Source organism: endosymbiont of Riftia pachyptila (vent Ph05) (genome assembly GCF_000224455.1).
Taxonomy (GTDB): Bacteria; Pseudomonadota; Gammaproteobacteria; order Chromatiales; family Chromatiaceae; genus Endoriftia; species Endoriftia persephonae.
In genome coordinates, this window is sequence record NZ_AFOC01000049.1 from 1 (window position 1) to 26478 (window position 26478).

Genomic DNA, 26478 nt, shown 5'->3' on the forward strand with positions numbered 1-26478 from the left:
TGAATCGCTACCGTGCGCTCAACGAGCAGGTCTTCCGGCTGCGTCGGGGGGAGCCGGTTGAGCTCGATATCAGCGGTCGGGATCAGCTGCAGTTGAGTCATCAGGATGTGATGCTGGAGTCGGCCACTACCTCATTTCAGATCCATCTGCAGGTGGGTGGTGCGGAGATGGCGCGTTTCTACAATCTAGCAAAGATGGTCTCGGCACCGATGGTGGCGCTGTCGGCCAACTCCCCCTTTCTGTTTGGCCGGGATCTGTGGGATGAGACCCGCATCCCGCTGTTTGAGCAGTCGATCTCGGTCGGCGGCTCGGATCTCACCAAGCGGGTCAGCTTTGGCGTGCGCTACGTGAACGACTCGATCATGGAGAGCTTCACGGCCAATCTAGAGCGCTACCCGGTGTTGCTGCCGAAGCTGATGGATGAGCCGGTTGAACGGCTTGCCCATCTGCGCCTGCACAACGGCACTATCTGGCGCTGGAATCGGCCGTTGATCGCCTTCGATGAGGCGGGCCAGGCGCAGCTGCGGATCGAGCACCGGGTGGTGCCAGCAGGCCCCAGCGTGACGGATAGCATCGCCAATGCCGCGCTCTTCTTTGGTCTGATCTACCAGCTGGCGAAGACCCAGCAGGCGGCAGAGCAAAAGCTCGGCTTTATCCGTGCCAGGAGCAATTTCTACGCCGCCGCGCGGCGTGGGCTGGATGCTGAGATATTCTGGTTTGACTGGCAGAGGGTGCCGCTCGCTGAGCTGGCGCTCGGACAGCTGCTGCCGGCTGCCGAGTCGGGGCTTGCGGCACTGGGGGTGGAGCCGGCTGAGATCGAACACTGGCTGGGCATCATTCGCGGGCGGGTGGAGACACGGCAGACAGGAGCCGCCTGGCAGCGCGCCTGGGTAGAGCGCCATGGCCATGACATGCTAGCGTTGACCCAGGCCTATCTTGAGGCTCAGGAGAGCGGCAGACCGGTCTATCAATGGTCGATCTGAAGGAGGTTGCAAGGGTCGATGCTGAAACAAGCGTTCTCTATCCCTGACGGATTACTTGATCGGCAGGCCGATCAGCTGGCGTCTCTGCTCGAAGGCCCCACCCTGTTGCATCTGCCAGGGGCGCGACCTGATCCGCTGTTTGTCTCGGTGCTGATGCACGGTAATGAGACGGTGGGCTGGGAGGCGATCAGGCAGCTGTTGCGGCGCTATGCCGGGGGGCGCGAGCTGCCGCGGGCTCTGAGCCTGTTTATTGGCAATCTCACTGCTGCGGCGCAGGGAGTACGCCGTCTGCCGGGGCAACCCGACTACAATCGGGTCTGGCCCGGCTCTGAGGCCCAGGGGCTGCCTGAGCAGCGGTTGATGCAGCAGGTGGTGGAGGAGATGCGCCGGCGCCAGCCCTTTGCCAGTGTCGACATCCACAATAATACCGGGCTCAATCCGCACTATGCCTGCGTCAACCGTATTGAGCCTCGTTTCCTCCACCTTGCTGCCCTGTTCGGGCGTACCGTGGTCTATTTTCTGCGCCCCCGGGGGGTTACCTCGATGGCGATGGCAGAACTCTGCCCCTCGGTGACCCTAGAGTGCGGCAGGGTCGGTGAGAGCCGCGGCGTGGAGCATGCCATGGACTATCTCGATGCCTGTCTGCATCTGGCGGAACATCCACAACACCCGATGGCAGAGCACGATATCGACCTGTTTCACACGGTTGCCCAGGTGAAGATTAGAGAGGAGGCGAGTATCGGTTTCGACGGTGCGGTCGGAGATATCGTGTTCCACTCCGACATCGACCACATGAACTTCCGCGAACTGCCGGTCGGCACCGCATTGGCACACATCGGGCCGATTGGTACGAAGCTCCTGGATGTGCGTGATGAGCGGGGGATCGATCGTACCGAGCGCTATTTTCATGTCGAGGATGGTGAGCTGCGGCTGCGCACAGCAGTGATGCCATCGATGCTGACCACCGATGCCAGCATCATTCGTCAGGATTGTCTCTGCTACCTGATGGAGCGTTACGACAACCACCTGCATGAGGGCGATTGAACCGCCACTTTGCTGAGGGATAGACGGGCAGGAATTATCTGCCATATTTAGGGCTGAACTTTCCCGTTTGATGAGAGACGTCGCCCGCCATGAGCAAGCCCAAACCACCCCTGATTGGTATCACTGCGGCCAATGATCCGCGCATGCCGGAACACTACCTGTTGCGCTGGGACTATGTGCGTGGAGTGGTTGCGGCAGGTGGTATTCCGGTGATTTTGGCGCCCACCTCTGGATTGGAGATCAAGGCGGTGCTGGCTCGGATCGATGCCCTGGTGCTTTCCGGTGGCGGGGATATTGACCCGGCCTCCTACGGCGGTAATGCACGGATCAAGCCACTGCTGGCGAATCCGGAGCGGGATCAATTCGAGCTGGAGTTGGTGAAGCGGGCGCTTGATCTGGAGATGCCGCTGTTAGGTATCTGTCGCGGTATGCAGGTGATCAACGTCGCCTGCGGCGGTGATTTGATCCAGGATATCGAAGCCGAACGGCAGAGCCCGATCCTGCATGATGACCCGCTGCGTCCGCGGGACCGGATTGCCCATGAGGTGTCGATCTTGCCGGGCACCAGCCTGTTCGGCATGGTGCGACGTGAACGCATCGCGGTGAACAGTTTTCACCATCAGGCGGTGGATCAGCTTGGTGCTGAGCTGCGCATCAGCGCCTTGGCGGATGATGATCTGGTGGAGGCGATTGAGCACCCGCAGTTGCAGTTTGTGATGGGGGTGCAGTGGCATCCGGAGTCGCTGTGTAGCCTTGGTGCGCCGTTCTCAACCCTGTTCGATGAGGTGACCCGGCAGGCCTCCCGGATGATGCATGCCTGAGCCTACTTGAAGTAGTACCAGAGTAGTCCGACATATTCGTGCATGGCGTAGGCGACATTCTTCACCGCCAGGCCATTGGGTAGTCCCTCGAGCCAGACATGGCGGGTGTTGGTTTTGTGGATGAAGCTGGTAGGGGCCGCAATCACCTCCACGCCATTGCGTTCAAAGGCGTAGATGGCGCGCCGCATGTGCAGTGCGTTGGTCACCAGCAGTACCTGCTTGATACCGAGCTTTTTCAGTAATTGTGCACTCAGGCGGGCGTTATCCCAGGTGGTGTTGCTGGCGGCTTCGATCTGGCTGACGCTGACCCCAAACTCATCCTGCAGGATGCGTGCTGCGATCTTCGCTTCGGGCTCGCCGAAATAGATCGGGGCGCCGCCGCTGGGGATCACAGGCAGGCCGGTCTGGCGCGCCAGTTTGGCCGCATAGCGCAGTCGCTCCAGTTCGCGGGCGCTGACCGTGTCGCCGCCATACTCGGGAGCATCCAGATTGCGTCCGCCGCCCAGTACGATGATCGCCTCGGGGTGACTCTCTGCCAGGCGTTCTTCGCTGAGCGCAGGGTGGATCTCCAGCCCCTGCGCGAGCAGATCGGCAGTGATCGGCAGACTGGTGACCCACAGCAGTAGCAGAGCGAAGACAAATACCCGTCGGCCGTAGCCAAAGCGCCAGTAGAGTAGCCCAAGAAAACCGAGCAGAATCGGCCCACCGGGGGGGAGCAGCAGGTACTCGATGGCGCGGTGGGTGATGACGTCCATGGGCTGTGTCGCCTCAGGCTGATGAATAGTGACATGAATTGATTACAGATTTTAGCCCTTCAGCAATCTGCGATGAAGGACGCTGCCGTTGTCAGCGCTGCACAAACAGTGAATCGGCCTGCAGATCTGCGTGGTAGGAAGAGCGCACCAGCGGGCCACTGGCAACGTTGCTGAAGCCCATCGCCTCGCCGCTTTGGCGTAGTGTATCGAACTCTCTGGGGGTGACATAGCGTTGCACCGGCAGGTGGTCACGGCTCGGTTGCAGGTATTGCCCAAGGGTCAGCATGTCGCAGCCGTGAGCGTGCAAATCTTGCATCACCTGTTCGACCTCCGTCAACTCCTCGCCGAGACCGAGCATCAGACCCGATTTGCTGGGCACCTGTGGACAGGCCTGTTTGAACGCCTGCAGTAGTTGCAGAGACCAGGCGTAGTCGGCACCGGGGCGTGCCTGCTGGTAGAGTCGCGGCACTGTTTCCAGATTGTGGTTGAAGACATCCGGCGGCTGCTGGCTGAGCTGCGGTAAGGCGACCTCCAGACGGCCGCGAAAGTCGGGCACCAGGATCTCGACGCGGGTGTTGGGCGTCAGTCGGCGGATCTCGCGGATGCAGTTGGCGAAGTGGCCGGCGCCGCCGTCGCGTAGGTCGTCCCGGTCGACCGAGGTAATCACCACATAGTTGAGCCCCATCTGTGCGATTGCCTCCGCCAGCTGGCTGGGTTCGTCTGGATCGAGGGGGCGTGGCTTGCCATGGGCGACATCGCAGAAGGGACAGCGGCGGGTGCAAATATCCCCCATGATCATGAAGGTGGCGGTGCCCTTGTGGAAACATTCGCCCAGATTGGGGCAGGCGGCCTCTTCGCAGACCGAACTGAGCTTGTGTTCACGCAGCAGCTTGCGCACCCGATTGACCTGGCTGCCCAGCGGCGCCTTGGCGCGAATCCATTTGGGTTTGCGTAGCAGGCTGTCGCGCTGTTCCACCTTTACCGGGATGCGGGCGAGCTTGCTCTCACCGCGTTGATGGCTATCGGGGGTTGAGCGGGAAGGTGGCTGGTGGGTTTTGGTTTCACTCATCGGGGCTGGATTGGGATGTGTCGCTGTCAAAACGCAGAGTGTACTCCAGTCGATCGGCCAGTTGTTGCGCCAATTCCACGGCTAGGATGGGGATGGGCGTGTGGCATCCTAGTTCTGACAACTGGGTCACCGCCAGCCCCGGATAGCCGCAAGGATTGATGCGGCTGAAGGGCTCGGTTTCCATCGCCACATTGAGGCTGAGGCCGTGGTAGCTGCAGCCACGTCGTACGCGCAGACCCAGGGCGGCGATCTTGCGTCCCTCTACATAGACTCCGGGGGCGTCGGCACGGGCTTCTGAGGTGATGCCCCGCTTGGCGAGCAGCTCGATCACCGACTGCTCCAGTAGGGTTACCAAGGCGCGCACGCCAAGTTTGGCGCGGCGCAGGTCGAGCATCAGATAGGCAATCAGCTGGCCAGGGCCGTGATAGGTGACCTGGCCGCCGCGGTCGCTCTGTACGATGGGGATCTCCCCTGGGTTTAATAGGTGCTCCGGCTTGCCTGCCTGGCCCAAGGTGAAGACTGGGGGATGTTGGAGCAGCCAGAGTTGGTCGGTGCTCTGGGGATCGCGCTGTTCGGTGTAGTCGCACATCGCCTGCCAGACGTCCAGGTAGGGCTGGACGCCCAGTTCACGCACAAGCAGGGTGTTCATGTCAGCTGCTCAGAGTGCCATGTAGACCTTCTCGTGGGCGCTGAGGTCGAGATAGATGGCGTCAAGCTGCGCCTTGCTGTTGGCCTTGATGGTGACGGTGACCGAGACCCACTTGCCGCCCTTGCTGGTGCGGCTGACCACCGCGCCTTCGTGCAGGTCGGGCACGTGGCGGCGGATTAGTTCAACGATTATCAGATCGAAGCCGGGTTCGGCCTTGCCCATCGCCTTGATCGGAAAGCTGCAGGGAAATTCCAGTAGGCTCTCTTGCTCGTTACTCATCTTCTACTCCAGCCACATCAGGGCGGCGTCTTTGGCCTTCTGCCAGAGATTGCCTTCCGCGACGCTCTCCAGTGCGATCAGCGGTACCTCGGCGATCGTCTCGCCGGCCAGTTCGATGCGTACCTGACCCACTTCCTGCCCCTGCTGCACGGGGGCGGTGATGGTGGGGATCACGTCGAGCTGCGCATTGAGTTTTTTGTACTGTTTGTGGGGAATGCTGACATGCAGGTCGTGGGCCAGCCCTAGCGCAATCTGTGGTTTGTTGCCCTTCCAGATGCGCGCCCGGTTGAGGGTTTCGCCGGCACTGTAGAGGCGATGGCTCTCGAAGAAGCGGAAACCGTAGTTGAGCAGCGCCTGACTGGCAGAGGCGCGTGCCTTCTCGCTCTTGGTGCCCATCACTACCGAGATTAAGCGCATCTGCTCGCGCTGGGCGGAGGCCACCAGGCAGTAGCCGGCGGCCTCGGTGTGGCCGGTCTTCATGCCGTCGACAGTGTTGTCGCGCCACAGCAGCTTGTTGCGGTTGTGTTGTTTGATCTTGTTGAAGACGAAGGACTTCTCGCTGTACCACTTGTAGTAGTCGGGAAACTCGCGGATGGTGGCCATCGCGACCTTGGCGATGTCCTCTGGGGTGGTGTAGTGGTCTTTGTCGGGCAGGCCGGTGCTGTTGATGAAGTGGCTGGCGTGCATGCCGAGCCGGCGCGCATGGTTGTTCATGACTTCAGCGAAGGTCTCTTCGCTGCCGGCGATGTGTTCTGCCAGGGCAACACAGGCATCGTTGCCCGACTGGATGATCATGCCCTTGATTAGATCCTCCACTTTGACCCGTTTGCCGACCTCGATGAACATCCGGGAACCGGGTGTGCGCCACGCCTTTTCACTCACCAGCACCTCGTCTGTGAGGTTGATGTTGCCCTCCTTGAGTTCGCGGAACACAGCGTAGGCGGTCATGATCTTGGTCAGGCTGGCCGGCTCTAGTCGTTGTGAGGCGTTGGATTCAGCAAGTATCTTGCCGGAGTAAAAGTCGAGCAGCAGATAGCCGCTGGCGGCGACCTTGGGCGGGGATGGAATGGGCACAGCAGCCTGTAATGTCAGGCTGAGTGTAACTAACGCAAGAATGAGCAGGGGGCGGAATAGGGTCATATTAGGTTTCATTGAGTTTCTGGGGGCGCGGCGAGCGCCTATTTTAAGAGCTTGTTGAGTGTAGGGAAACATCTCTGATTGGGAGAGAGGGAGGAATGTTTCCCGCGATCAGCGGATCACCACATGGCTGTCGTGGATGCCGAGTTCATCCAGGTGTTGGGCGAGACGGTCAGCACCCTCAACGTTGGGAATTGGCCCAATCTGCACTCGGTAGACTGGTTGCTGCTCGGAGCTGGAGTGACGGATCTGCACTGGTGTGTCGAGCTGGCTGAGTATCCTCTGCTGCAGGCGCCGGGCATTTTGCTGGTTGCCAAAGGCGCCCACCTGTAGGAACAGACTGGGGTCGCCCTTGGGCTTGCTGCGAGCTGGTCGCTTCGGCGGCTTGGTGGGCGCGCCTGGGGTGATCGCTTCGATCTCCACCAGTCCGGTGCCTCGGCCAACGATGCCAAGTTTGTAGGCTGCAGTATAGGAGAGATCGATCAGGCGATTGGCATGGAACGGGCCGCGGTCGTTGATTTTTACTACCACGCTACGGCCGTTGCGCAGGTTGGTGACCCGGGCATAGGTTGGCAGCGGCAGGCTCTTGTGTGCCGCGCTCATGCCGTACATGTTGTAGATCTCGCCACTGGAGGTGCGCCGGCCGTGGAATTTGCTGCCGTACCAGGAGGCGATGCCGCGCTCGCGATAGCCACGACTTTGCTTCAGGGTTTGGTAGCGCTTGCCAAGTACCACGTAGGAGGGGGCGTTGCCGTAGCGGCTGCGCGGCTCTTTTTTCGGTACCGCGTCAGGTATCGCGTTGATGTCGCTGGGTGCTGGGATCGAGCTTGAGATGCCGTCGATGTCCTGTTCGATGATCGACGGGCCGATACTACAGCAGGTGAGGGCGAGTAGCAGGACCGGCCAAAACAGTGGCCGCAATCTGCCACTGAAAAATCGTTTTCTCGACCGGGTCGCTCGTCTCTTCACTGCAATTGCGCCAATTTACCGATGGGTCAGGATCAATCGAGAGGCGCTCTCTCCCGGGCCTCTTTGGCTCTCTTGATGGCGCGGCTCAATTGATAGGTGGCCATCGCATAGAGGTTGCTGTGATTGTAGCGGGTTATCACGTAGAAATTGTGCAGCCCGACCCAATACTCGTCTTCTTCCCCGGCATCGAGCCGGATCAGGCTGCCCAGAGCATCGCCTGTCAGTTGAGGTGCCTGCTCGGCTTTCAGGCCTGAAGCGAGCAATTCTGTTACTGGGGTAACCGGTTTCATGCCGCGTTCCACATATTTCTCATGGACCTTGCTGCCGCCCCGTACCCGCAGGGCTATCGGTTCGCCGGCCCGCCAGCCATGGCGCTTGAAATAGTTGGCGACACTGGCAATGACGTCGGCCTTGTTGTTCCACAGGTCACGGTGGCCATCCTTGTCATGGTCGACTGCGTAGGTGCGATAGCTGCTGGAGATGAACTGCGGCATGCCCATGGCGCCGGCATAGGAGCCTTTGGATGCGGCCGGAGAGATCTGTTCCTCACGGCTCAGCAGCAGAAACTGCTCCAGTTCACTGCGAAAAAATTTGCTCCGCTTGGGGTAGCCGAAGGCGAGAGTGGTGAGGGCGTCGAGCACCCGATAGCGGCCGGTGTGGCGACCATAGCGGGTCTCCACGCCGATAATGGCGACAATGATCTCCGGCGGCACACCGTACTCACGGCTGACCTGCTCCAGCAGCGCCTGGTTTTGTCGCCAGAAGCTGATGCCGCCGCGGATGCGGTCTTCGGTAAGAAATATGGGGCGATATTCGTGCCACGCCTTCGACTCTGCCGGGCGGCTGATGGCGCGGATGATGTCATCCCGGAACTTGGCCTGGCTTAGCAGGCGGGTGATCTGGCTGCTCTCAAAACCGTGTTTTTTTGCCATCTCCTCGGCAAAGGCGTTGATCTCGGGGGAGGATGTCAGGGCCTGGCTGCTGCTGGCGGCGAGGCTAAGCAGCAGTGAAGCTGCGAGCTGTCTGATTGTGTACTTCATAGGTTAGGTAGGTAGTAGCTTCCGATGCGTGTGTATCGACATGAGCATACCGAAGCCGGCCAGGATGGTCACCAGTGAAGTGCCGCCATAGCTGATCAGGGGAAGTGGCACCCCAACCACCGGCAGCAGGCCAGTGACCATGCCGGTGTTGACGAACAGATAGACGAAGAAGACCAGCGTAAGGGTGCCGGCGAGCAGTCGGCTGTAGGTATTCTGCGCCTGGGTGGCGATGTAGAGGCCGCGCAGGATGATGAAGAAGTAGAGCAGTAGCAGTGCGGCGACCCCCACCAGTCCCAGCTCTTCGGAGATCACGGCGAAGATGAAATCGGTGTGACGTTCGGGGAGAAACTCCAGGTGGGACTGGGTGCCGTTGAGCCAGCCCTTGCCGGCGATACCTCCGGAACCGATGGCGATCTTCGCCTGGATGGTATGGTAGCCTGCCCCCAGGGGATCGTTTTCCGGGTTGAGAAAGGTCATCACCCGCTGACGCTGATAAGGGCGCATGAGGAACCAGATGAGCGGCCCCATGGCGGCCATCAGGGCGCTGAAGCCAGCCACCAGCCGCCAGCTGATGCCGGCCAGAAACAGCACAAAGACTCCGGCGCTGGCGACCAGCAGGGCGGTGCCAAGATCGGGCTGTTTAGCGATCAGCAGCACTGGTAGCAAGGTCATGATGATGGCCACTAACAGGCGGCGCTTCTTCGGTGGCAGACGCTTCTCCGCCAGGTACCAGGCGAGCATCATCGGCAGCGCCAGCTTCATCATCTCCGAGGGTTGAAAGCGGAACAGCCCCAGGTCAAGCCAGCGCTGCGCGCCCTTGCCGGTCTCGCCGAAGGCGAGCACTGCGGTCAGCATTAGCAGACCCGTCAGGTAGAGCCAAGGTGACCAGCGCCGCAGGTGGTCGGGATGGATCTGTGCCAGCAGAATCAGCGCGACGAAGGCGATGCCAAAGCGGATCGCCTGACGTTGGATCAGCGCCATGTCCTGATCCCCGGCACTGTAGAGCACCAGCAGGCTGACGCCGCACAGCAGCAGCAGGGCGCTCAGCAGCGGCAGATCGAGATGCAGCCAGGCGAGCAGACCGCTGGGGCGGGCGGGCTGGGATTCATGCAGGCTGGAGAGGCCGCTCACAGGGATTCTCCCAGCAGATATTGATCCATCACCTTGCGTGCGATAGGCGCCGCCACTGAGCCGCCGTGACCGCCGTTCTCTACGATGACTGCCACCGCGATCTTCGGCATCTCTGCCGGGGCGAAGGCGATGAACAGGGCGTGGTCGCGCTTGCGCTTCGCCACCGTCTTTTCGTCATACTCTTCGTCCTGACCCACGCTGAAGACCTGGGCGGTGCCGGTCTTGCCGGCGATGCGATATTTTTTGTTGCGGATGCGCCGGGCGGTGCCGCGCGGCCCTTGCACTACGTCGGTCATCGCCTGGGTGATCTGCTGCCAGTGCAGTGGGTTGTTCTGTGTTATTTGAGAGACGATAGGGATCAGCTCTTCTTGGCTGCCATCACCATGGCGGATGCTGGAAACGACCCGTGGTCGGATGCGTTTGCCGCCGTTGGCCAGCGTCGCGGTGGCGACCGCCAGCTGCAGCGGGGTGGCGAGGAAGTAGCCCTGACCGATGCCGATGATCAGGGTCTCACCGGGATACCAAGGGGCGCGGCGGGTACGGCGCTTCCAGGCTCGGCTGGGCAGCAGGCCGGTGCTTTCGCCGGTCAGGTCGATACCGCTTTTGCTGCCGAAGCCGAAGTTGGAGAGGAAGCCGTGCAGCCGGTCGATGCCCAGTGTGCGGGCCAGTTCATAGTAGTAGACATCACAAGACTGCACGATCGCCTTATGCATGTCGGTCACACCGTGGCCGGTCTTTTTCCAGTCACGATATTTGTGTTCCTTGCCGGGGAGTTGATAGTAGCCCGGGCAGTAGTTCTTCTGCCTGAAATGGACCACGCCGCTCTCCAGCCCGGCTAGGCCGATGAAGGGTTTTACCGTGGAGCCGGGCGGATACTGGCCGCGGATGGCGCGGTTGAAGAGTGGTTTGTCGGGGGATTTCTGTAGCGCTCGGTAGGCTTTGCTGCTGATGCCTTCAACGAACAGGTTGGGGTCATAGCCCGGTTTGCTGACCAGCGCCAGCACCCCGCCGGTCTCGATCTCGATTGCGGCTACAGCGCCGTTGAACTCGCCGAGTGCCTTGAGCGCGGTCTGTTGCAACTGGATATCGATAGATAGCTGTAGATCCTGGCCGGGGATTGGCGGCTGCTCCTGCAGTACCCGTAGGGTACGCCCCTTGGCGTTGACCTCCACCTGCTGCAGGCCGACCTTGCCGTGCAGCAGTGACTCGTAGGTCTTCTCCACGCCGTTCTTGCCGATATGGCTGGTGCCGCTGTAGTTGGAGGTGTCGATCAGCTGTAGCTCCTGCTGATTGATGCGTCCGACATAACCCAGCAGGTGGGCGGTGTGCTCTCCCAGGGGGTAGTCGCGTAGCAGCTTTGCCTTGACGTCGACGCCTGGGAAGAGGTGCTGGTTGACTGCAAATCGGGCCACCTCCTCATCGTTCAGGCGTACTCGGATCGGGATACTGTCGAAGCGGACGTCGTTGCCGGCGCAGCTTCTTAAAGCGGCGGCGGTCCTCCTCGCTGATCGGCAGGATCAGCGCCAGTTGTTCGATGGTCTGCTCAAGCGATTCCACCTTTTCAGGGGTGATTTCCAGGCTGTAGGCAGGCAGATTCTGCGCCAGGATGACGCCATTGCGGTCGTAGATCAGGCCGCGTGTCGGCGGCAGCGGCTGCAGCTTGACGCGGTTATCCTTCGACAGGGTGGTGTAGTGTTCGTGGCTGACCACTTGCAGATAGACCATGCGTACCCCGAGAAGCAGCAGCATCAGGGTGACGATGATTGCCGCGGCGATACTGCGGTTGATGAAGAGCTGGCTCTCGTAGAGATGATCTTTGATCGAGTACTGAGGCATCGCCGTTCCTCAAGGAGTCTCTGAGCGAATCATTGACGGCTGCCTGGTGGTCCAAATCTCCCGCCGCTGCGTTGAAAATCCTGGTAATAGACTAGCTATTACCTGCGGTTTCCGCCTTACATCGGAACATTTGATCTCACAATTCAGCTCGCCCAGGTTCATTCAGCGGCCCCTTAGCTGACGTGAAAACGTCGGCGGACGTCCCGTAAGATGATGTAGATCCAGGGCCACAATAGCATGCCCACCAGGGGCGCGGCCCAATACCAGAGTGTCGGGGCGGGGTATCCGGCGGCGGCGGTGGCCCAGAGCGCCAGTAGCTTCTCCACCAGCAGCAGAATCATGATGGTGAACATCTGTTGGCGCAATGGCAGTACCCGCACCCGTTGATAGATATTGAGGGTAAGAAAACTGACCACCGCCAGCGCCAAGGCGTGTTGACCGAGCAGCGATCCGCTCAGCACATCGAGCAGCAGACCGGCGAGCCAGCCGGTGCCGACGTTGACCCGCTCCGGCAGAGCCATACACCAGTAGATCAGGATCAAAGTAACCCACTGGGGGCGGAAGTTGCTGGCCCAGTCAGGCATAGGCATTACCGCCAGCACAAAGCCGAATGCCAGGGTCAGGTGGGCGATGTAGAGGCGTCCCTGGACGTTCGCGTTCATTGGGTTACCTCATCTGCTGACGGCTGTTCCTGCAGCGTCTTTGGTGTCAGTGTCCATACCAGCAGTACCTCGCGGATGCGGTCTAGGTCAGCAGTAGGGCGGGCGGTAACTGAGGCGAAAGGCTTGCCAGGCTCGCGCACCACGCTGGTGACCTCCGCCACCGGGTAGCCCGGCGGGAAGCGTCCAGCAAGCCCGGAGGTGACTAGCAGGTCGCCGGGCTTGATGTCGGCGTTGTTTGGCAGATGTGGCAGTTGCAGTTGGTTGATCAGGCCGGTGCCCATGGCGATAGTGCGCAGGCCGTTACGGTTGACCTGTACTGGTAATGCGTGGCTGGCATCGGTGATCAGCAGCACTGTCGAGGTGTAGGGGGTGACCAGTGTGATCTGGCCGGCGACGGCGTTGGCGTCGAGCACCGGTTGGCCCTTGAAGGCGCCGGATGTGGAGCCCTTGTCGATCACCACCAGTTGGCGGAACGGATCCTGCTCCACCGCCAGCAGTTCGGAGATCAACACCCGGTCACCGACTTTGAAGGATGAGTCGAGCAGGCCGCGCAGACGCATGTTTTCCGCCTCAAGGGCCTCAAACTTCTGCAGCCGGGCGCGCAGCTCCAGGTTCTGCTTGGCGAGCCGCTGGCGATCCTGGTTGAGCTGATCGCGATCGGCCAGGCTCTCCGCTCCCTGGCGGGCCAGCTGAGTTGGGAGGGAGGCGATATATTGGATTGGGTAGATCAGGACCGAGAGGGCTGAGCGCAGTTCGTCGAGGTGCTTCTCGCGATGGTCTAGCACCATCAATACGATCGACAGCAGCACGGCCGAGAACAGCCGCGTGTTGAGGGAGGGGCCCTGTGTGAAGATCGGTTTAATGGTTGGCGAACCTCTCGGATGCGGCAAAAGAGCGAGCGGCCGCTGGCGGCCGCATCAGGCTGCTATTCCACGGAGAAGATGTCTCCGCCGCGTTCGTCGATCAACTCCAGCGCACGGCCGCCACCGCGGGCGACGCAGGTCAGGGGGTCTTCGGCGACGATCACCGGCAGGCCGGTCTCCTCCTGGATCAGTCGATCCAGATCCTTTAGCAGCGCGCCACCGCCGGTGAGTACGATGCCGCGCTCGGCGACATCTGCGCCCAGCTCCGGCGGAGTCTGTTCAAGGGCGGTCCTGACTGCGCCGACGATGCCGGAGAGCGGCTCCTGTAGCGCCTCGAGGATCTCGTTGCTGTTGAGGGTGAAGCTGCGCGGGATGCCCTCAGCCAGGTTGCGACCCTTGACCTCGATCTCCTTCACCTCGTTGCCGGGGTAGGCGGAGCCGATCTCGTGTTTTATCCGTTCGGCGGTGGCATCACCGATCAGGGTGCCGTAGTTACGGCGGACATAGCTGATGATCGCTTCGTCGAAGCGGTCGCCGCCGACCCGTACCGAGTTGGAGTAGACGATACCGTTGAGCGAGATGATCGCCACCTCGGAGGTGCCGCCGCCGATATCCAGCACCATTGAGCCGCGCGCTTCGTCCACCGGCAGGCCGGCGCCAATGGCGGCCGACATCGGCTCTTCGATCAGGTAGACCTCGCGGGCGCCGGCGCCGGCAGCGGACTCCTTGATCGCACGCCGCTCCACTTGGGTAGAGCCACAGGGCACGCATACCAGCACCCGTGGGCTGGGCCGCAGGATGCGGGTCTCATGCACCTTGTGGATGAAGTACTGCAGCATTTTTTCGGTGACCGTGAAGTCGGCGATCACGCCCTCTTTCATGGGGCGGATGGCGGTGATGTTGGCCGGGGTGCGGCCGAGCATCTTTTTTGCCTCTTCACCTACCGCGACCACGGACTTTGCACCGCCTGGGCCGCGGTCCTGGCGGATTGCCACCACCGAAGGCTCATTCAGCACGATGCCCTGGCCACGGGCGTAGATCAGCGTGTTGGCGGTGCCAAGGTCGATGGAGAGATCGTTGGAGAAGAGGCCGCGGATGCGTCGGAACAGCATAAAATTTCTTCGTAATATCAGTGTATTGACATGGCCTTATGCGAATCGCTGGAGCTCTAGTCCAAGCTGGGGCTATTCCGGGCCACGATGAGGTTTCCGTAATCGGCCTTAATCTAGCAACCGTTGGAGGCTTGGGCAAGGCGGTGGTGTGGTGAAAGCGACTTTATATACCTTATTTGCTTTTTTATGTGAGTAGCTATACTTGATTAGAAAGCCGAGTAAAAAGCTCGGGTATTGGGTTCTTGTACTGATGCAGGAGGTGGTTATGACGATGTCTAAGCCTAGCCAGGTGAAGAAGCTTGATCACGACACCTGTATGCGGGAGATTCCCCGTTCTGAAATGGGTGTAGCTGAAGCGGATGACTACATCTTCTATTTTTGTGGTAGCGACTGCTACGCAGAGATGTCCCACGAGACGCCGCCCTCGGAGCAGCCGGAGGATATTACCTGATCGCTTGCCAGCTGTTGCTTTCGCTGATTCTGCGGCCGGCGGAGCGACAGTGATCTAGTGTGGATTGTTGGTGGCGGGTTGAGGGTGCTTCAGATGCCCTCTTCCGTGTTCTGTTCGAAATAAAAGATTCCGATGCCGGCCTGCATGTGCCGGTCGCCGTTGCTTTGCTGACCGGCGTGGCGGCCATTTTGCGCCAGATGCAGGTCGAACTCCTTGAGCAGTGCTTGGGCCTTTCTCGCGCTGAACTGGCGGAAGGCGGGCAGTGCCTCTTGGGGCAGGTTGTCGTAGGCGACCTTGCGTTGAAATAGGGGCGGAGAGCCCTCCTTGCGGAGCCTCTGGTCAATGGTGGAGACGAGTAGCTGTACATCATTGCCGAGGCTGCGCAGCTCGTCGATCTCGTCATCATTCGGCGCAAATGCGGTGGAGGCCAGGCGTACCTGACCCTCGGCGTTCTGTTCAACTGAGCCGATGCGCAGCAGTTCGTCAAGGATCGCGCGTGGAGGGATGTCGCCGCTGTGCTCGCGCACCAGGTCGCTGAAACTGCCGCTGCCAGACTCGAAATAGAGGGTTGCTGGGTTGCCGTTGCTGTCCTGAAATCGCGGGTTCCGGCGCCAGCCGGCGATTACCCGGGCGGCTCGGTTGTGGCGCTGGGAGATGAGTTCACTGCCGGGGTGTTGGAGCTTCTGTAGTCGGGCGACCTCTTTGCGGGTCAGCCCGGTAATCACCGAGATGCGCGAGATGGTCTGTTTTCGGCCGGGGATGGTGAACTCTTTTGCAGCCACGTCTATATAAATCCACTTTGCCAAGTCGGCGAACTCACCGTAAGACATGTTATTGCGCAGCAACAGGTGCACCACCGGTCTAAGCAGCTTGAGTACTGCTGTGCTGAGGGTGTTGCCGGTCGGGTCTCTCATCTGAAGTGAAGTGGCCTCTGCTGGTTTACATCGGGAAGCTCTTATGGTCCTGTGTGGCTTCCTGCTTTGTCGGGATTATCAATCGCCTCACTTTTCCGGCAAATGGGGTGCGGAAAGTTTTGTGACACAGGTTGCAGCTTGCCTTGCTTCCCTTCCTAAAGTGGCAAAACTGGTCTCATTCAGCGTTAAAGATGAGTCGCTCGGACGGCTGGGTCGTATCAATCCTGACGGAGTTTTTTTCTGGGATCTGCGCCGGTTCAGGGGGGTGGGTGGTGTTGGTGCAAAGTTTCAGCCCCATGTATGGATAAGGCCAATTGTGATAAGTTTTCCCGGTTTTCAATCTCAAGGGATCATTACGGATGTCTTTGGATCATTCTGATATCGAGAAGATCGCGCATCTTGCTCGGCTCTCTGTTGAACAGGAGCAGCTGGATGGCTTTGCGCAGGAATTGAGTAACATCCTCGATCTGGTGGCGCAGATGGATGCGCAGGATACTGAGGGGGTTACGCCGATGGCCCACCCGCTGCATATGTCGCAACGGCTGCGTGCTGATGAGGTGACTGAGAGCAATCGCCGCGAGGTCTTTCAATCGATCGCGCCGAAGGTCGATGGTGGGCTCTATCTGGTTCCCAAGGTGATCGAGTAATCGTCGGATAGCCGGCGTTAATCAAGAGAATTTCCTGCACAATGCATAACAAAAGTATCGTCGAACTGGGCGCGGCCCTACGTGCGGGCGAGTGCTCCAGCGTGGAGCTGGCCCGTCACTTTCTGCAGCGCATCGAAGCCCTTGATGGGGAGCTTAATAGCCTTATCAGCACCACCGCCGAGCAGGCGCTGGCTGCGGCAGAGGCGGCCGACAAGCAGATCGCCGCTGGCGAGGCGGGGTCGCTCACCGGCATTCCGATTATCCACAAGGATATCTTCTGTACCGAAGGGGTGAAGACCAGCTGTGGCTCGCGCATGCTCGACAGCTTCATCTCCCCTTACGACGCAACGGTGGTGAGCAAGCTGAAGGCGGCTGGCGTGGTCTCCCTAGGCAAGGCCAACATGGATGAGTTTGCCATGGGCTCCTCTAACGAGACCAGCTGGTATGGCCCAGTGCGCAACCCTTGGGACAAGTCGCGGGTGCCAGGTGGCTCCTCCGGCGGTTCTGCGGCGGCGGTGGCGGCGCGTCTGGCTGCTGCTGCCACCGGCACCGATACTGGCGGCTCGATTCGCCAGCCCGCCGCACTCTGCGGCATCACCGGCCTCAAGCCGACCTACGGGCGGGTCTCGCGCTACGGCATGATCGCCTTCGCCTCAAGTCTCGATCAGGGCGGACCCATGGCCCGCTCCGCCGAGGATGCGGCGCTGTTGCTGCAGGCGATGGCCGGCTTCGACCCAAAGGATTCCACTAGCGCTGAGGCGCCGGTGCCCGACTACTCAGCGAGCCTCAACGACTCCCTGGAGGGACTGAAAATCGGTCTGCCGAAGGAGTATTTCGGTGAAGGTCTCGACAGTGCCGTGGCCGAATCGGTCGAGGCGGCGATTGCCGAGTACAAAAAGCTCGGCGCCGAGCTGGTGGAGATCAGTCTGCCGAATACCGGTCTGGCGGTCCCCACCTACTACGTGGTGGCGCCGGCTGAGTGTTCCTCCAACCTCTCCCGCTTCGACGGCGTGCGTTATGGCTATCGTTGCGATGAGCCAAAGGATCTGGAGGATCTTTACAAGCGCTCCCGCGGCGAGGGCTTTGGTGCCGAGGTGAAGCGGCGCATCATGATCGGCGCCTATGTGCTCTCCGCCGGTTACTACGACGCCTTCTATCTGAAGGCACAGAAGATCCGTCATCTGATCTCTGATGACTTCAAGCGCGCCTTCGAACAGGTCGACGTGATCATGGGGCCGACCTCGCCGAGCACCGCCTTTGGTCTCGGTGAGAAGGCGGATGACCCGGTCACTATGTATCTCAACGACATCTACACCATCGCTGCCAATATGGCGGGTCTGCCTGGGATCTCGATCCCGGTGGCGCCGGTGGCGGGTCTGCCGGTGGGGCTGCAGATTATCGGCGACTACTTTGCCGAGGCGCGACTGCTGAATGTGGCTCATAAGTTCCAGCAGGCGACCGACTGGCACACGCAGGTGCCGTCAGGTTTCTGATTCCCTTAACCTAAGAGAAAAGACCATGCAGTGGGAAACTGTCATCGGGCTGGAGGTCCATACCCAGCTCGCCACTCGATCGAAGATCTTCTCCGGGGCTTCCACCGCTTACGGCGCGGAACCCAATACCCAGGCATGCAATGTGGACCTGGGCTTCCCCGGCGTGCTGCCGGTGCTCAACCAGCAAGCGGTGAGTATGGCGCTGAAGTTCGGCCTGGCGGTAGGCGCGGAGATCGGTCGGCGTTCGGTGTTCGCGCGCAAGAACTACTTCTATCCCGATCTGCCGAAGGGCTATCAGATCAGCCAGTTTGAGCTGCCGATCGTCGGCAAGGGCTCGATCACCATCGAACTGGCCGATGGCGAGCAGAAGGTGATCGGCATCACTCGCGCCCATCTGGAGGAGGATGCCGGCAAGTCGCTGCACGAGGATTTCCACGGTATGAGCGGGATCGACCTGAACCGTGCCNGACGCCGCTGCTGGAGATCGTCTCCGAGCCCGACATGCGCTCGATCAAAGAGGCGGTGGCCTATGCGCGCAAGATCCATCAGCTGGTGGTCTATTTGGGGATCTGTGACGGCAATATGCAGGAGGGCTCGTTCCGCGTCGATGCCAATCTCTCGATCCGCCCCAAGGGTCAGGAGGCGTTTGGTACCCGCACCGAACTGAAGAACATCAACTCCTTCCGTTTTCTTGAACGGGCCCTCAAATTCGAGCTGGAGCGGCAGATCGATCTGGTCGAGAGTGGCGGCAAGGTGGTACAAGAGACCCGGCTCTACGATGCTGATCGGGACGAGACTCGCTCCATGCGCAGCAAGGAGGAGGCCAACGACTACCGCTACTTCCCCGATCCGGATCTGCTACCGGTGGAGGTGGAAGAAGAGTTGCTAGAGACGATCCGAGCAGAGCTGCCCGAGTTGCCCGATGCCAAGCGACAGCGCTTCGAGCAGGAGTATGGCCTGAGTGATCAGGATGCGGGCGGGTTGACCGCGAGCCGGCCGCTGGCGGACTACTTCGAGGCGGTGGCCGCCGCCGGCGCCGAGCCGAAGATGGCGGCCAACTGGGTCACCATGGAGCTGGCCGGGGCACTCAACAAGGCGGGGCTGGGGATCGAAGCGTCGCCGGTGTCGCCGCAGCAGCTCGGTGGGCTGCTGGCGCGTATCGCGGACAGCACCATCTCCGGCAAGATCGCCAAGCAGGTGTTTGAAGCGATCTGGGACGGTGAGGGAGATGCTGATGCGATCATCGAGGCTAAAGGCCTGAAGCAGATTACCGATACAGCTGCCATCGAGTCGATTATCGATGAGATCATCGGCAGCAATCCCAAGCAGGTGGAACAGTTCCGGGCAGGTAAGGAGAAGCTGCTCGGGTTTTTTGTCGGCCAGGTGATGAAGCTCACCCAGGGCAAGGCTAATCCGGGACAGGTCAACAACTGCTGCGGAAAAAGCTCGCTCCCTGAAACGTCGGTTTGAGGCTTGCCAGCGATTCCGCGGGCCGCCTGCGTGGAGAGGAGCCACTGCCGGCTTTTGTATAGTTTATGGCTGGTCGGCAGGCTGGCTCACGTAGGAGGCAGTGGCATGGGTTTTGGGTCTCGGTTTGTGGTTTGGCTGTTGCTGCTGGGGTTGCCGCTGGGTGGCGTGTCGGCCGGCGGCATCTGGAGTGAGCGCCTGCCGGATGTTGCCGCGCGGAGCGCTGCGGTGCCCGCCTTCCAATATCGTTCCCTACAGGCCGATCGCCCTGCTCTGGAGTCCCTGTTGGCGACAGCGCCGCTGGAGTTCACTGCCAGCGAAGGAGCGCCCCTGCAGCTGCCCCTGCCTGACGGCTCGTTTGCCCGGTTTAGCGTTGAAGAGTCGCCGATAATGGCGCCGGAGCTGGCTCGGCGCTACCCCGAGATCCGCACCTATTTGGTTCGCGGTATCGATCAGCCAACTGCGACAGGTCGGCTCGATCTGACCCCGCAGGGCTTCCACGCCATGCTCGATACACCCGCCGGCGTGATCTTTATTGACCCCGATGATCGGGTGGCTATCGCTCCTACTTCAAGCGTGACTATGTGTTGGCGGCGCGTGGCGAGCTGTCATCACGCCCCTACTGCGTGCTGCAGGAGGTGGAGCAGGACTGGGAGCAGCGTGTGGCGGAGGCCTCTGCCTTGGCGCAGCGGCTCATCACCCTCACCGGGCAGCGGCGGGTCTACCGGTTGGCGGTGGCAGCGACTGGTGAGTACACGCAGTTTCACGGTGGCACTAATGCCCAGGCCTTGGACGCCATCGTTACGGCTATCAATCGGGTTAATCAGATCTATGGGCGGGATCTGGCGATCCAGTTCGAGCTGGTGGCCAATAATGACAGCCTCATCTATATCGATGGTGCTACCGACCCCTATACGAATACTGATGTTGCGACCATGTTGTCGGAGAACCAGGCCAACCTCGACAGCGTCATCGGTAGTGCCAACTACGATATCGGCCATGTTTTCGGCACGGGGAGTGGTGGCATCGCACGTGTCGGTTCCTCCTGTGCAGGTGGTATTAAAGCGCAAGGCGCGACCGGTTCTTTAGTGCCAAATGGAGATACTTTCTGGATCGATTTTGTTGCTCATGAAATCGGGCATCAGTTCAATGCCGCCCATACTTTTAACGGTACAACCGGCAGCAACTGTTCAGGAGGGCGTAGCCCACTAAATGCGGTGGAACCAGGTAGCGGCACTAGCATCATGGCCTACGCCGGTATCTGCAGTGGGGAGAATATCCAGCAAAATAGTGATGCCACCTTTCATGCACGCAGTATCGAGCAGATCGCTGTATATGCGGATTCGCAAACGTGTGGCAGTCAGGTCTCCACTGGCAATACTGCGCCGGTGGCGGCGGCAGGCAGCAATTACACGGTGCCACGTCAGACCCCGTTTCGACTGACTGGCACGGCGACCGATGTGGATGGCGACAGCCTCTCCTATCAGTGGGATGAACTGGATGTGGGGGCTTCAACGGATGCATCCACGCTGGGCACGGATCTGGGCTCCAATCCGCTGTTCCGTTCGTTCCTGCCGAAGAGTGGCGGAATGCGGGACTTTCCGCGGGTGAGTGAATTGCTGGTCGGCTTGACGAACAATCACAGTGCCGACAAGGGCGAGACCCTGCCCAGCACAAACCGTACGCTGAACTTTCGTCTGACCGTGCGGGATGGCAATTCCGGGGTGGATGAGGATGACGTGTCGATTGTGGTTGATAGCAGCTCTGGACCCTTTGCCATCACCGGCGGGACTCTGGTCACGACGGTTACGAGCCAGGGGGGTGTTGATCGCACCCTGACCTGGACGACCAATACCACTAGCATCTGTAGTGCGCTGAGCGTTGAACTGCTGGCCCTGAGTGCTGACGGCTCCAGTTATTGTGATGCCAGTGACGATGTCGATCTTGATCTGGGCAGTGGCTTTCTCAACAGTATTGGCAACGCCACGGTGACGCTGCCGCAACGTAATATCGCTCGCGCCCGGGTCCGGCTCTACTGCAGCGACAACATCTTCTTCGATCTCTCCGATAGCGATATTTCAGTAGAGAGTAGCCTTGGTGCTGCCGTGGCGACCAACTGCAAAGCGATTGATGGCGGTAGCTTGGAGCACGGCACGGTGTTCAATGATGCCGGTACCAGTCTGGGTAGTGGTGGTAGTAGTAGCGATAGTGATAGCGGTGGCGGTGGCTCACTGCTCTGGCTGCCCCTGCTGTTCTCTCTGATCGGCTTGTCGCGTACCTCGAGGCGGTGCCTGCCGCTGCGCTTCGGTTCCTAATAAATGGCTTGTTGCCTGGGGGAGTGCCGAGCTTTGCCTGTGCGCTCCCTGAGGCGGGCAGCGCCGTGAACTTGTCCGATGTTCTCTTCATTCTCTCTTCAGTTCCTGCGCTTGGTATTAATCGGCCAGGCACGGGCTCTCTTTCAGAATTCTTCTGGGCTCTAAAGCTCTCGGGCCTGTAACCGATACTAGCTGTGCGAGTCGGTTATTTGCTGATAGTCAAGAAGTGGTCACTCTTGGTCGCCCGGCTTTCAGCAAATCACTACTGACTCGATCAGGATCCAGGCCCCTTTGAGATAGATAAACACCTCTCTGCCGGGCGCGGCCGCAACAGGCCATTGGGTCGGTTTCTGTCAGCCGTGGTGGAGAGCACAATATGTGGCTGGGACTCAGGGTTGTGGTTGGGGCGGTGCTGCTGATGAGCACACCGGTTTCATGGGCCTCTGTTGGGTCGGTTTGGGAGGATCTGCCGAGAGAAGACTTGGCAGGCCGACGGACAGTAGATGAGGTGCTCTACTATCGTCGCCTTCAAGCTGACCATGCTGCCCTGCAACAGCGTCTCGCTGCGGCGCCGCAAGAGCTCCTTGCTCGCCAGGGGGTGGAGTTGTCACTGCCCCTGCCCGATGGCCGCAGCAGTCGTTTTAGCGTCATGGAGTCGCCAGTTATGGCGCCGGAGCTGGCGCGACGTTATCCCGACATTCGCACTTTCTCCGTCACGGGGTTGGATGATCCAGCGGCGACGGGCCGGCTCGATCTGACCCCGGATGGTTTTCACGCCATGATCAACATGACGGCTGGTACTCTGTTTATCGACCCTGATATCAGTGGCGGCTACCGAGCTTACTACAAGCGGGATCTGCTGTTGGCGGGGCGGGGTGGTGAGGCCGATGAGCGGTCGCTCTGTGCTGTGCATGAGGTGCATTATCAGGATGACCCGGCAGGTCACTCCGCAGCGCTCGATGGCCTGGCGCTACGCAGTGGCGAGGGACGGCGTCTCTATCGTTTGGCAGTAGCGGCTACCGGAGAGTATACCCAGGCGATGGGTGGCACTGTTGAGGCGGCGCTATCAGCGATCGTCACGGCGATCAACCGGGTCAACCAGATCTATGGGCGGGATCTAGCGATCCAGTTCCAGCTGGTGGCAGATAACGACCGCATCATCTATACCGATTCTGCCAGGATCCCTACGACAACAGCAGCGCCTTCGACATGCTGGGCCAGAATCAGGCTAATCTGGACCGGGTGATCGGCAGCGACAACTATGATATCGGGCATGTCTTCAGTACCTATGGGGGCGGTATCGCGGTGGTGCCGAGCGCTTGTTCGCCCCATCAGAAGGCGAAGGGGGTGAGTGGCAGGCGGAATCCAAGCGGTGAGTCCTTTTTTATCGACTTTGTTGCTCATGAGATCGGGCATCAGTTTGCCGCCGATCACACCTTTAATGGCTCAGATGGGGCCTGCATTAGTGCCCAGCGGGTGGCGGGCAGTGCGGTAGAGCCTGGAGCGGCACCACCATCATGGCCTATGCGGGCATCTGTGGCGCGGAGAATCTGCAATACAACACCGATGCGACCTTTCACGCTTGGAGCATCCAGCAGGTGAATGATTATGTGGCATCCGGCGGTAGCTGCGGCACACTGGTTGCCACCGGCAACACGCCGCCCAGCGTCGATGCGGGAGCTGATTACATCATCCCCAGACAGACCCCCTTCAGGCTGCTGGGGGCGGCAAACGATACGGATGGTGATGAACTCTCCTTTCAATGGGATGGGCTTGATCGAGGGGCGGTGACCTCTCCGGAGACCTTGGGTAGCGATCTCGGTGCAGATCCGGTCAGTGGTAACAATCCCCTGTTTCGTTCATTTCTGCCCAAGAGCAGTGGTGAGCGCATCTTCCCCCGCATCAGTCAGCTGCTGTTGGGGCTGGATGAAAACGACTCGACCAGCGCCAAGGGTGAAACCCTGCCAGCCAGTGCTCGTGTGATGAACTTTCGCCTGACGGTGCGTGATGGCAATTCCGGGGTTGCCGCGGATGATGTGCGGATCAGTGTGGATAACGCGTCTGGGCCGCTGGAGATTACCGGTGGTGAGCTGGTGTCGGGGGCATCGTTGATGGGGGGCGGCACATACAGCCTGGAATGGTCGACTAACACTACGGCGATCTGCGGCAATATGACGGTGGAGCTGTTATCACTCAGTAGCGACTATGCCAGCTACTGCGATGGCACAGATCTACCGGAGCTGATTCTGGGGAGCTTTGCCAATGCTGCTGGCAGCGCCATGGTGACCCTGCCGGACCTGCAGATCGATCGTGCAAGGGTGCGCCTCGCCTGTAGTGACAATATCTTTTTTACCCTCTCCGAGGGTCTCTCGATTGAGGTGCAGGGTAATGGTGTGCCGGTGGCGAGCCGTTGCAAGGCCACAGATGGCACGACGCTGGAGCATGGGGCGCAGTTTAGCGATGCGTCTGACGCACTTGGTGCTGGCGCTGAGGCGGGTCGAAGCGAAGGGGGTGGAGGGGGGCTCTTCTGGATGCCGCTGATGTTGTTGCTGGCAGGCAGCTGGGGGTTGGCCGGCTGGCTGCGGCAGCCTACTTCATGCAGTGCTGGAGCATGATTCCGTTGTAGGTTGCAGCATACTTTTCTGCCTTTTGCAGTAGTTTCAGATGCATATCGCTCACCACCGCATCGGTGGAACCTTCCAGATATCGTATGCCGCAGACAGACTTTGCCTTTGATGCCAGCTCAGTGGGAATGCCTGGCATGCTGGCTCCTCGGGTCGCCATGGCGAGCAGCCGCAAGTCACCCCGGGCAAATGCCTGTTGTGCGTCGCGCTCTGCATCGGCTCCTTTCAGCCATGCCAAAGCGGTGAGCGCCTGTTGCTCTTCAGCGGGGAGGTTTGAGAGGTCGATCTGCTCCCCCTCTTGGCAGCCATGAAGGATCAGAAACGTTAACAGGAAGAGCAGTATCGTCCGAATCACCCGGCTACCTCAGAGTCATTCAATAGTTTTAGGTTGTGCCGCCCATAGTAAGGCGCCGGCAATGCTGCCGTAAAGGTGTGCGTCGACCACGACGTTCGCTGAGATCATCGCCTCACTGCCTGGCATCGGTCCAAGCAGCTGCTCCCAACCCAGCTTGCCCAGCAACAGGGCGGCCAGCAACCCGCCTCCTGACTGGGCATGGCGAAGTAGATGGAGTGCCACCCAGGCCAGATAGCCATGCAGCACTCCCGAGAGCCCTAGGTACCATTGAAGGTCGGGATTGAGAACAAATAGCCCGCATGAGGTGGCCAGCGCGAGCCAGAGAAAACTGATCGGTTGCAGTGTTGGGCTACGGGGAAACAGCAGACGAATCAGCCAGAGTGTCAGCAGATTGAGCAGCAGGTGCGACCAGTTGAGGTGGGTCAGGTGGGCTGTCAGCAGCCGCCAGAGCTCGCCGGATTCGATCAGGCTGCGTTCGTAGCGGAGCCATTGCTGGGTCTGTCCTGGCAGTAAGGTGATGAAGGCGGTCAGCAGGCTCAATCCCGGCAGTGCGAGATCCCAGTCGGGGCGGCGGATGGCTTTAACGCGGCGGCTCGCCATTTAGTGGTGGTCGTCGCTACAGATAGGACAGCGTGGGTCGGGCTTGAGCTTGAGGCTACGCCACTGCATGTGCAGTGCATCGAGGATCAACAGTTGGCCAAACAGTGGCGTGCCCGCCCCGGTCAGGATCTTGATCGCTTCGGTAGCCTGAATGCTGCCGATGATCCCGACCAGCGGTGCCAGTACGCCGTTCTCTGAGCAGGTGTCGGCGACCTGGCCCTCCTCTGGATAGAGGCAGCGGTAGCAGGGGCCGCCCGGCTGGCCGGAGAAGGCGCTGACCTGGCCCTCCATGCGGATCGCTGCACCTGACACAAGCGGTGTGGCGTGGTATTGGCAGGCGCTGTTGATGGCGAAGCGGGTGGCGAAATTGTCGCTGGCGTCGATCACCAGATCGGCCTTTTGCACCTCCAGCTCCAGCTCCTGCTCCTGCAATATCCGGTCGATGGTTTCGATCTGAATTTCAGGGTTCAGAGCCAGCAGCGCGCGGCGGGCCGACTCCACCTTGAGCTCACCGATGGCGTCGGTGGTGTGGGCGATCTGGCGTTGCAGATTGCTGAGATCGACCTTGTCGAAGTCGCTCAGCACCAGCTGGCCGACGCCGGCGGCTGCCAGATACAAAGCAACCGGCGAGCCCAGTCCGCCAAGCCCGACCAGTAACACCCGGCTTTCGAGTAGCCGCTGCTGCCCCTCAATACCGATGCTCGGCAGCATGATCTGGCGGCTATAGCGCAGCAACTGATCGTCATTCATCGAATCGTGTTCTTTGTTTGCATGGAAGCGCCACCTTAAATAAAAGGTGAGGAGAATGCATCAGGTGATTTGGATGGGAGGTTAGAGGTAACGACGCCAGTGTTCCGGGCGATGGTCGCGGCAGCTGTGGTCCTGGCGTTGGTAGCGCTCAGCGAAGATGCGACGGGTGCATTTGGAGTCGCTGCGCGAGCAGCCCATATTGCTGCGCTGGGTCTCTTCCGTGTAGTAGTAGAGGGCCCGTTTGAGGCGGAAATAGAGGCGATTGTCGAGGTGCAGGCCGACTTCGGTGAGCCCAATCTCGATCTGCTCCAGCGAGACTTCCAGCAAGTTGTAGCTGATGCGGAGGTGGGATGGCGCGACCGGCTCGACGCGGTCGATGCCTTCTACGTCAGCCAGCAGCAGTGCGGCAGTTTGCGCCTGCTGGGGGTCCGGGTGCAACTCGACGAAGTGGATCTCCCGGTGCTTGGTGAATTCTGGGCTCCCCGTCTCCATGGGAATTAATCCTAGCGAAA

At 60.3% G+C, this 26478-nt stretch carries 26 protein-coding genes and 3 pseudogenes; 11 read left to right on the forward strand and 18 right to left on the reverse strand.

Translation table 11 applies throughout. The annotated features are described in order from the left end of the window. The 3 genes from RIFP1SYM_RS09015 to RIFP1SYM_RS09025 all read left to right on the forward strand — a co-directional run. Positions 1 to 983: glutamate-cysteine ligase family protein (locus RIFP1SYM_RS09015; RefSeq protein WP_039960147.1), on the forward strand; the 983-nt coding region annotated here is incomplete at its 5' end. An 18-nt stretch (positions 984 to 1001) separates the two neighbouring features. Beyond that, positions 1002 to 2027 carry a M14 family metallopeptidase gene (locus RIFP1SYM_RS09020; RefSeq protein ID WP_006474899.1) on the forward strand — a complete coding sequence of 342 codons (1026 nt, stop codon included), beginning with the start codon at positions 1002 to 1004 and terminating at the stop codon, positions 2025 to 2027. A gap of 89 nt (positions 2028 to 2116) precedes the next feature. Further along, positions 2117 to 2848, forward strand: a complete 732-nt coding sequence (locus RIFP1SYM_RS09025) for a gamma-glutamyl-gamma-aminobutyrate hydrolase family protein (protein ID WP_005962767.1) — start codon at positions 2117 to 2119, stop codon at positions 2846 to 2848. Positions 2849 to 2850: 2 nt separating this feature from the next. Here RIFP1SYM_RS09025 and RIFP1SYM_RS09030 read toward each other — a convergent pair whose 3' ends face one another. The 12 genes and pseudogenes from RIFP1SYM_RS09030 to RIFP1SYM_RS09085 all read right to left on the reverse strand — a co-directional run bounded on the left by RIFP1SYM_RS09030 (position 2851) and on the right by RIFP1SYM_RS09085 (position 14350). After that, positions 2851 to 3603, reverse strand: a complete 753-nt coding sequence (locus tag RIFP1SYM_RS09030) for a YdcF family protein (RefSeq protein WP_005962771.1) — start codon at positions 3601 to 3603, stop codon at positions 2851 to 2853. Between the two features lie 91 nt (positions 3604 to 3694). Further along, the gene (lipA, locus tag RIFP1SYM_RS09035) at positions 3695 to 4672 is read right to left on the reverse strand and encodes a lipoyl synthase (protein ID WP_039960148.1); all 978 of its coding nucleotides are present in this window, start codon (positions 4670 to 4672) and stop codon (positions 3695 to 3697) included. Beyond that, the gene (gene lipB, locus RIFP1SYM_RS09040) at positions 4665 to 5321 is read right to left on the reverse strand and encodes a lipoyl(octanoyl) transferase LipB (RefSeq protein WP_005962776.1); all 657 of its coding nucleotides are present in this window, start codon (positions 5319 to 5321) and stop codon (positions 4665 to 4667) included. The genes lipA and lipB overlap by 8 nt, the downstream gene beginning before the upstream one ends. A gap of 9 nt (positions 5322 to 5330) precedes the next feature. Then, entirely contained in the window at positions 5331 to 5600 is a 270-nt protein-coding gene (locus RIFP1SYM_RS09045; protein WP_005962779.1) for a YbeD family protein, read from the reverse strand. A 3-nt stretch (positions 5601 to 5603) separates the two neighbouring features. Continuing rightward, a complete protein-coding gene (locus RIFP1SYM_RS09050) occupies positions 5604 to 6752 on the reverse strand; it encodes a D-alanyl-D-alanine carboxypeptidase family protein (protein ID WP_240992067.1) in 1149 nt (382 codons plus the stop codon). A gap of 96 nt (positions 6753 to 6848) precedes the next feature. After that, the gene (locus RIFP1SYM_RS09055) at positions 6849 to 7658 is read right to left on the reverse strand and encodes a septal ring lytic transglycosylase RlpA family protein (RefSeq protein WP_006474902.1); all 810 of its coding nucleotides are present in this window, start codon (positions 7656 to 7658) and stop codon (positions 6849 to 6851) included. An 80-nt stretch (positions 7659 to 7738) separates the two neighbouring features. Then, positions 7739 to 8746 carry a lytic murein transglycosylase B gene (gene mltB, locus RIFP1SYM_RS09060; RefSeq protein WP_005962790.1) on the reverse strand — a complete coding sequence of 336 codons (1008 nt, stop codon included), beginning with the start codon at positions 8744 to 8746 and terminating at the stop codon, positions 7739 to 7741. Between the two features lie 3 nt (positions 8747 to 8749). Next, the gene (rodA, locus tag RIFP1SYM_RS09065) at positions 8750 to 9877 is read right to left on the reverse strand and encodes a rod shape-determining protein RodA (protein ID WP_005962793.1); all 1128 of its coding nucleotides are present in this window, start codon (positions 9875 to 9877) and stop codon (positions 8750 to 8752) included. Then, positions 9874 to 11713 (reverse strand): annotated as a pseudogene (gene mrdA / locus RIFP1SYM_RS09070) (penicillin-binding protein 2). The gene rodA and the pseudogene mrdA overlap by 4 nt, the downstream one beginning before the upstream one ends. Before the next feature lie 173 nt (positions 11714 to 11886). Next, a complete protein-coding gene (gene mreD, locus RIFP1SYM_RS09075) occupies positions 11887 to 12375 on the reverse strand; it encodes a rod shape-determining protein MreD (RefSeq protein WP_005962801.1) in 489 nt (162 codons plus the stop codon). After that, the gene (gene mreC, locus RIFP1SYM_RS09080) at positions 12372 to 13265 is read right to left on the reverse strand and encodes a rod shape-determining protein MreC (RefSeq protein ID WP_005962804.1); all 894 of its coding nucleotides are present in this window, start codon (positions 13263 to 13265) and stop codon (positions 12372 to 12374) included. The genes mreD and mreC overlap by 4 nt, the downstream gene beginning before the upstream one ends. 35 nt (positions 13266 to 13300) lie before the next feature. Beyond that, a complete protein-coding gene (locus RIFP1SYM_RS09085; RefSeq protein WP_005962807.1) occupies positions 13301 to 14350 on the reverse strand; it encodes a rod shape-determining protein in 1050 nt (349 codons plus the stop codon). 265 nt (positions 14351 to 14615) lie between these two features. Between RIFP1SYM_RS09085 and RIFP1SYM_RS09090 the strand changes: the two genes are divergently transcribed. Continuing rightward, entirely contained in the window at positions 14616 to 14801 is a 186-nt protein-coding gene (locus RIFP1SYM_RS09090; RefSeq protein ID WP_039960156.1) for a hypothetical protein, read from the forward strand. A gap of 89 nt (positions 14802 to 14890) precedes the next feature. Here RIFP1SYM_RS09090 and RIFP1SYM_RS09095 read toward each other — a convergent pair whose 3' ends face one another. After that, a complete protein-coding gene (locus RIFP1SYM_RS09095) occupies positions 14891 to 15715 on the reverse strand; it encodes a DUF6502 family protein (protein ID WP_005962810.1) in 825 nt (274 codons plus the stop codon). A 43-nt stretch (positions 15716 to 15758) separates the two neighbouring features. On the opposite strand from RIFP1SYM_RS09095, the gene RIFP1SYM_RS17460 reads away from it, so the two are divergent. The 4 genes and pseudogenes from RIFP1SYM_RS17460 (at position 15759) to gatB (ending at position 19312) form a co-directional block, all read left to right on the forward strand. Continuing rightward, positions 15759 to 16094: a hypothetical protein gene (locus RIFP1SYM_RS17460; protein ID WP_138921848.1), complete on the forward strand. Its 336-nt coding sequence runs from the start codon at positions 15759 to 15761 to the stop codon at positions 16092 to 16094. Continuing rightward, positions 16075 to 16362, forward strand: coding sequence for an Asp-tRNA(Asn)/Glu-tRNA(Gln) amidotransferase subunit GatC (gene gatC / locus RIFP1SYM_RS09100; RefSeq protein ID WP_005962813.1), 288 nt, complete (start codon positions 16075 to 16077; stop codon positions 16360 to 16362). Before RIFP1SYM_RS17460 ends, gatC begins: the two co-directional genes overlap by 20 nt. A 41-nt stretch (positions 16363 to 16403) precedes the next feature. Next, a complete protein-coding gene (gatA, locus tag RIFP1SYM_RS09105; protein WP_005962816.1) occupies positions 16404 to 17855 on the forward strand; it encodes an Asp-tRNA(Asn)/Glu-tRNA(Gln) amidotransferase subunit GatA in 1452 nt (483 codons plus the stop codon). 25 nt (positions 17856 to 17880) lie between these two features. Beyond that, positions 17881 to 19312: pseudogene (gatB, locus tag RIFP1SYM_RS09110) on the forward strand (Asp-tRNA(Asn)/Glu-tRNA(Gln) amidotransferase subunit GatB). 262 nt (positions 19313 to 19574) lie between these two features. Here the strand turns inward: gatB and RIFP1SYM_RS18050 are convergent. Beyond that, complete coding sequence (locus tag RIFP1SYM_RS18050) at positions 19575 to 19823, reverse strand: hypothetical protein (protein WP_050798742.1); 249 nt, start codon at positions 19821 to 19823, stop codon at positions 19575 to 19577. An 83-nt stretch (positions 19824 to 19906) separates the two neighbouring features. On the opposite strand from RIFP1SYM_RS18050, the gene RIFP1SYM_RS09115 reads away from it, so the two are divergent. From RIFP1SYM_RS09115 to RIFP1SYM_RS18060, 3 genes and pseudogenes are all read left to right on the forward strand, one after another. Continuing rightward, on the forward strand, positions 19907 to 21637 hold the full coding sequence (locus tag RIFP1SYM_RS09115; protein WP_005962818.1) for a zinc-dependent metalloprotease: 1731 nt from the start codon (positions 19907 to 19909) through the stop codon (positions 21635 to 21637). A gap of 1039 nt (positions 21638 to 22676) precedes the next feature. After that, a pseudogene (locus RIFP1SYM_RS19010) lies at positions 22677 to 23239 on the forward strand (zinc-dependent metalloprotease family protein). Next, positions 23155 to 24252: a hypothetical protein gene (locus tag RIFP1SYM_RS18060; protein ID WP_005962826.1), complete on the forward strand. Its 1098-nt coding sequence runs from the start codon at positions 23155 to 23157 to the stop codon at positions 24250 to 24252. Before RIFP1SYM_RS19010 ends, RIFP1SYM_RS18060 begins: the two are co-directional and overlap by 85 nt. Here RIFP1SYM_RS18060 and RIFP1SYM_RS09125 read toward each other — a convergent pair. From RIFP1SYM_RS09125 to RIFP1SYM_RS09140, 4 genes are all read right to left on the reverse strand, one after another. After that, positions 24227 to 24616, reverse strand: a complete 390-nt coding sequence (locus RIFP1SYM_RS09125; protein WP_005962829.1) for a hypothetical protein — start codon at positions 24614 to 24616, stop codon at positions 24227 to 24229. The genes RIFP1SYM_RS18060 and RIFP1SYM_RS09125 overlap by 26 nt on opposite strands. A 15-nt stretch (positions 24617 to 24631) precedes the next feature. After that, positions 24632 to 25216 carry a rhombosortase gene (gene rrtA, locus RIFP1SYM_RS09130; protein ID WP_005962831.1) on the reverse strand — a complete coding sequence of 195 codons (585 nt, stop codon included), beginning with the start codon at positions 25214 to 25216 and terminating at the stop codon, positions 24632 to 24634. Continuing rightward, positions 25217 to 25966 carry a HesA/MoeB/ThiF family protein gene (locus tag RIFP1SYM_RS09135; RefSeq protein ID WP_005962834.1) on the reverse strand — a complete coding sequence of 250 codons (750 nt, stop codon included), beginning with the start codon at positions 25964 to 25966 and terminating at the stop codon, positions 25217 to 25219. A gap of 81 nt (positions 25967 to 26047) precedes the next feature. Then, positions 26048 to 26478, reverse strand: a 431-nt coding sequence (locus tag RIFP1SYM_RS09140; protein WP_420855218.1) for a hypothetical protein, incomplete at its 5' end; no start/stop codon positions are given.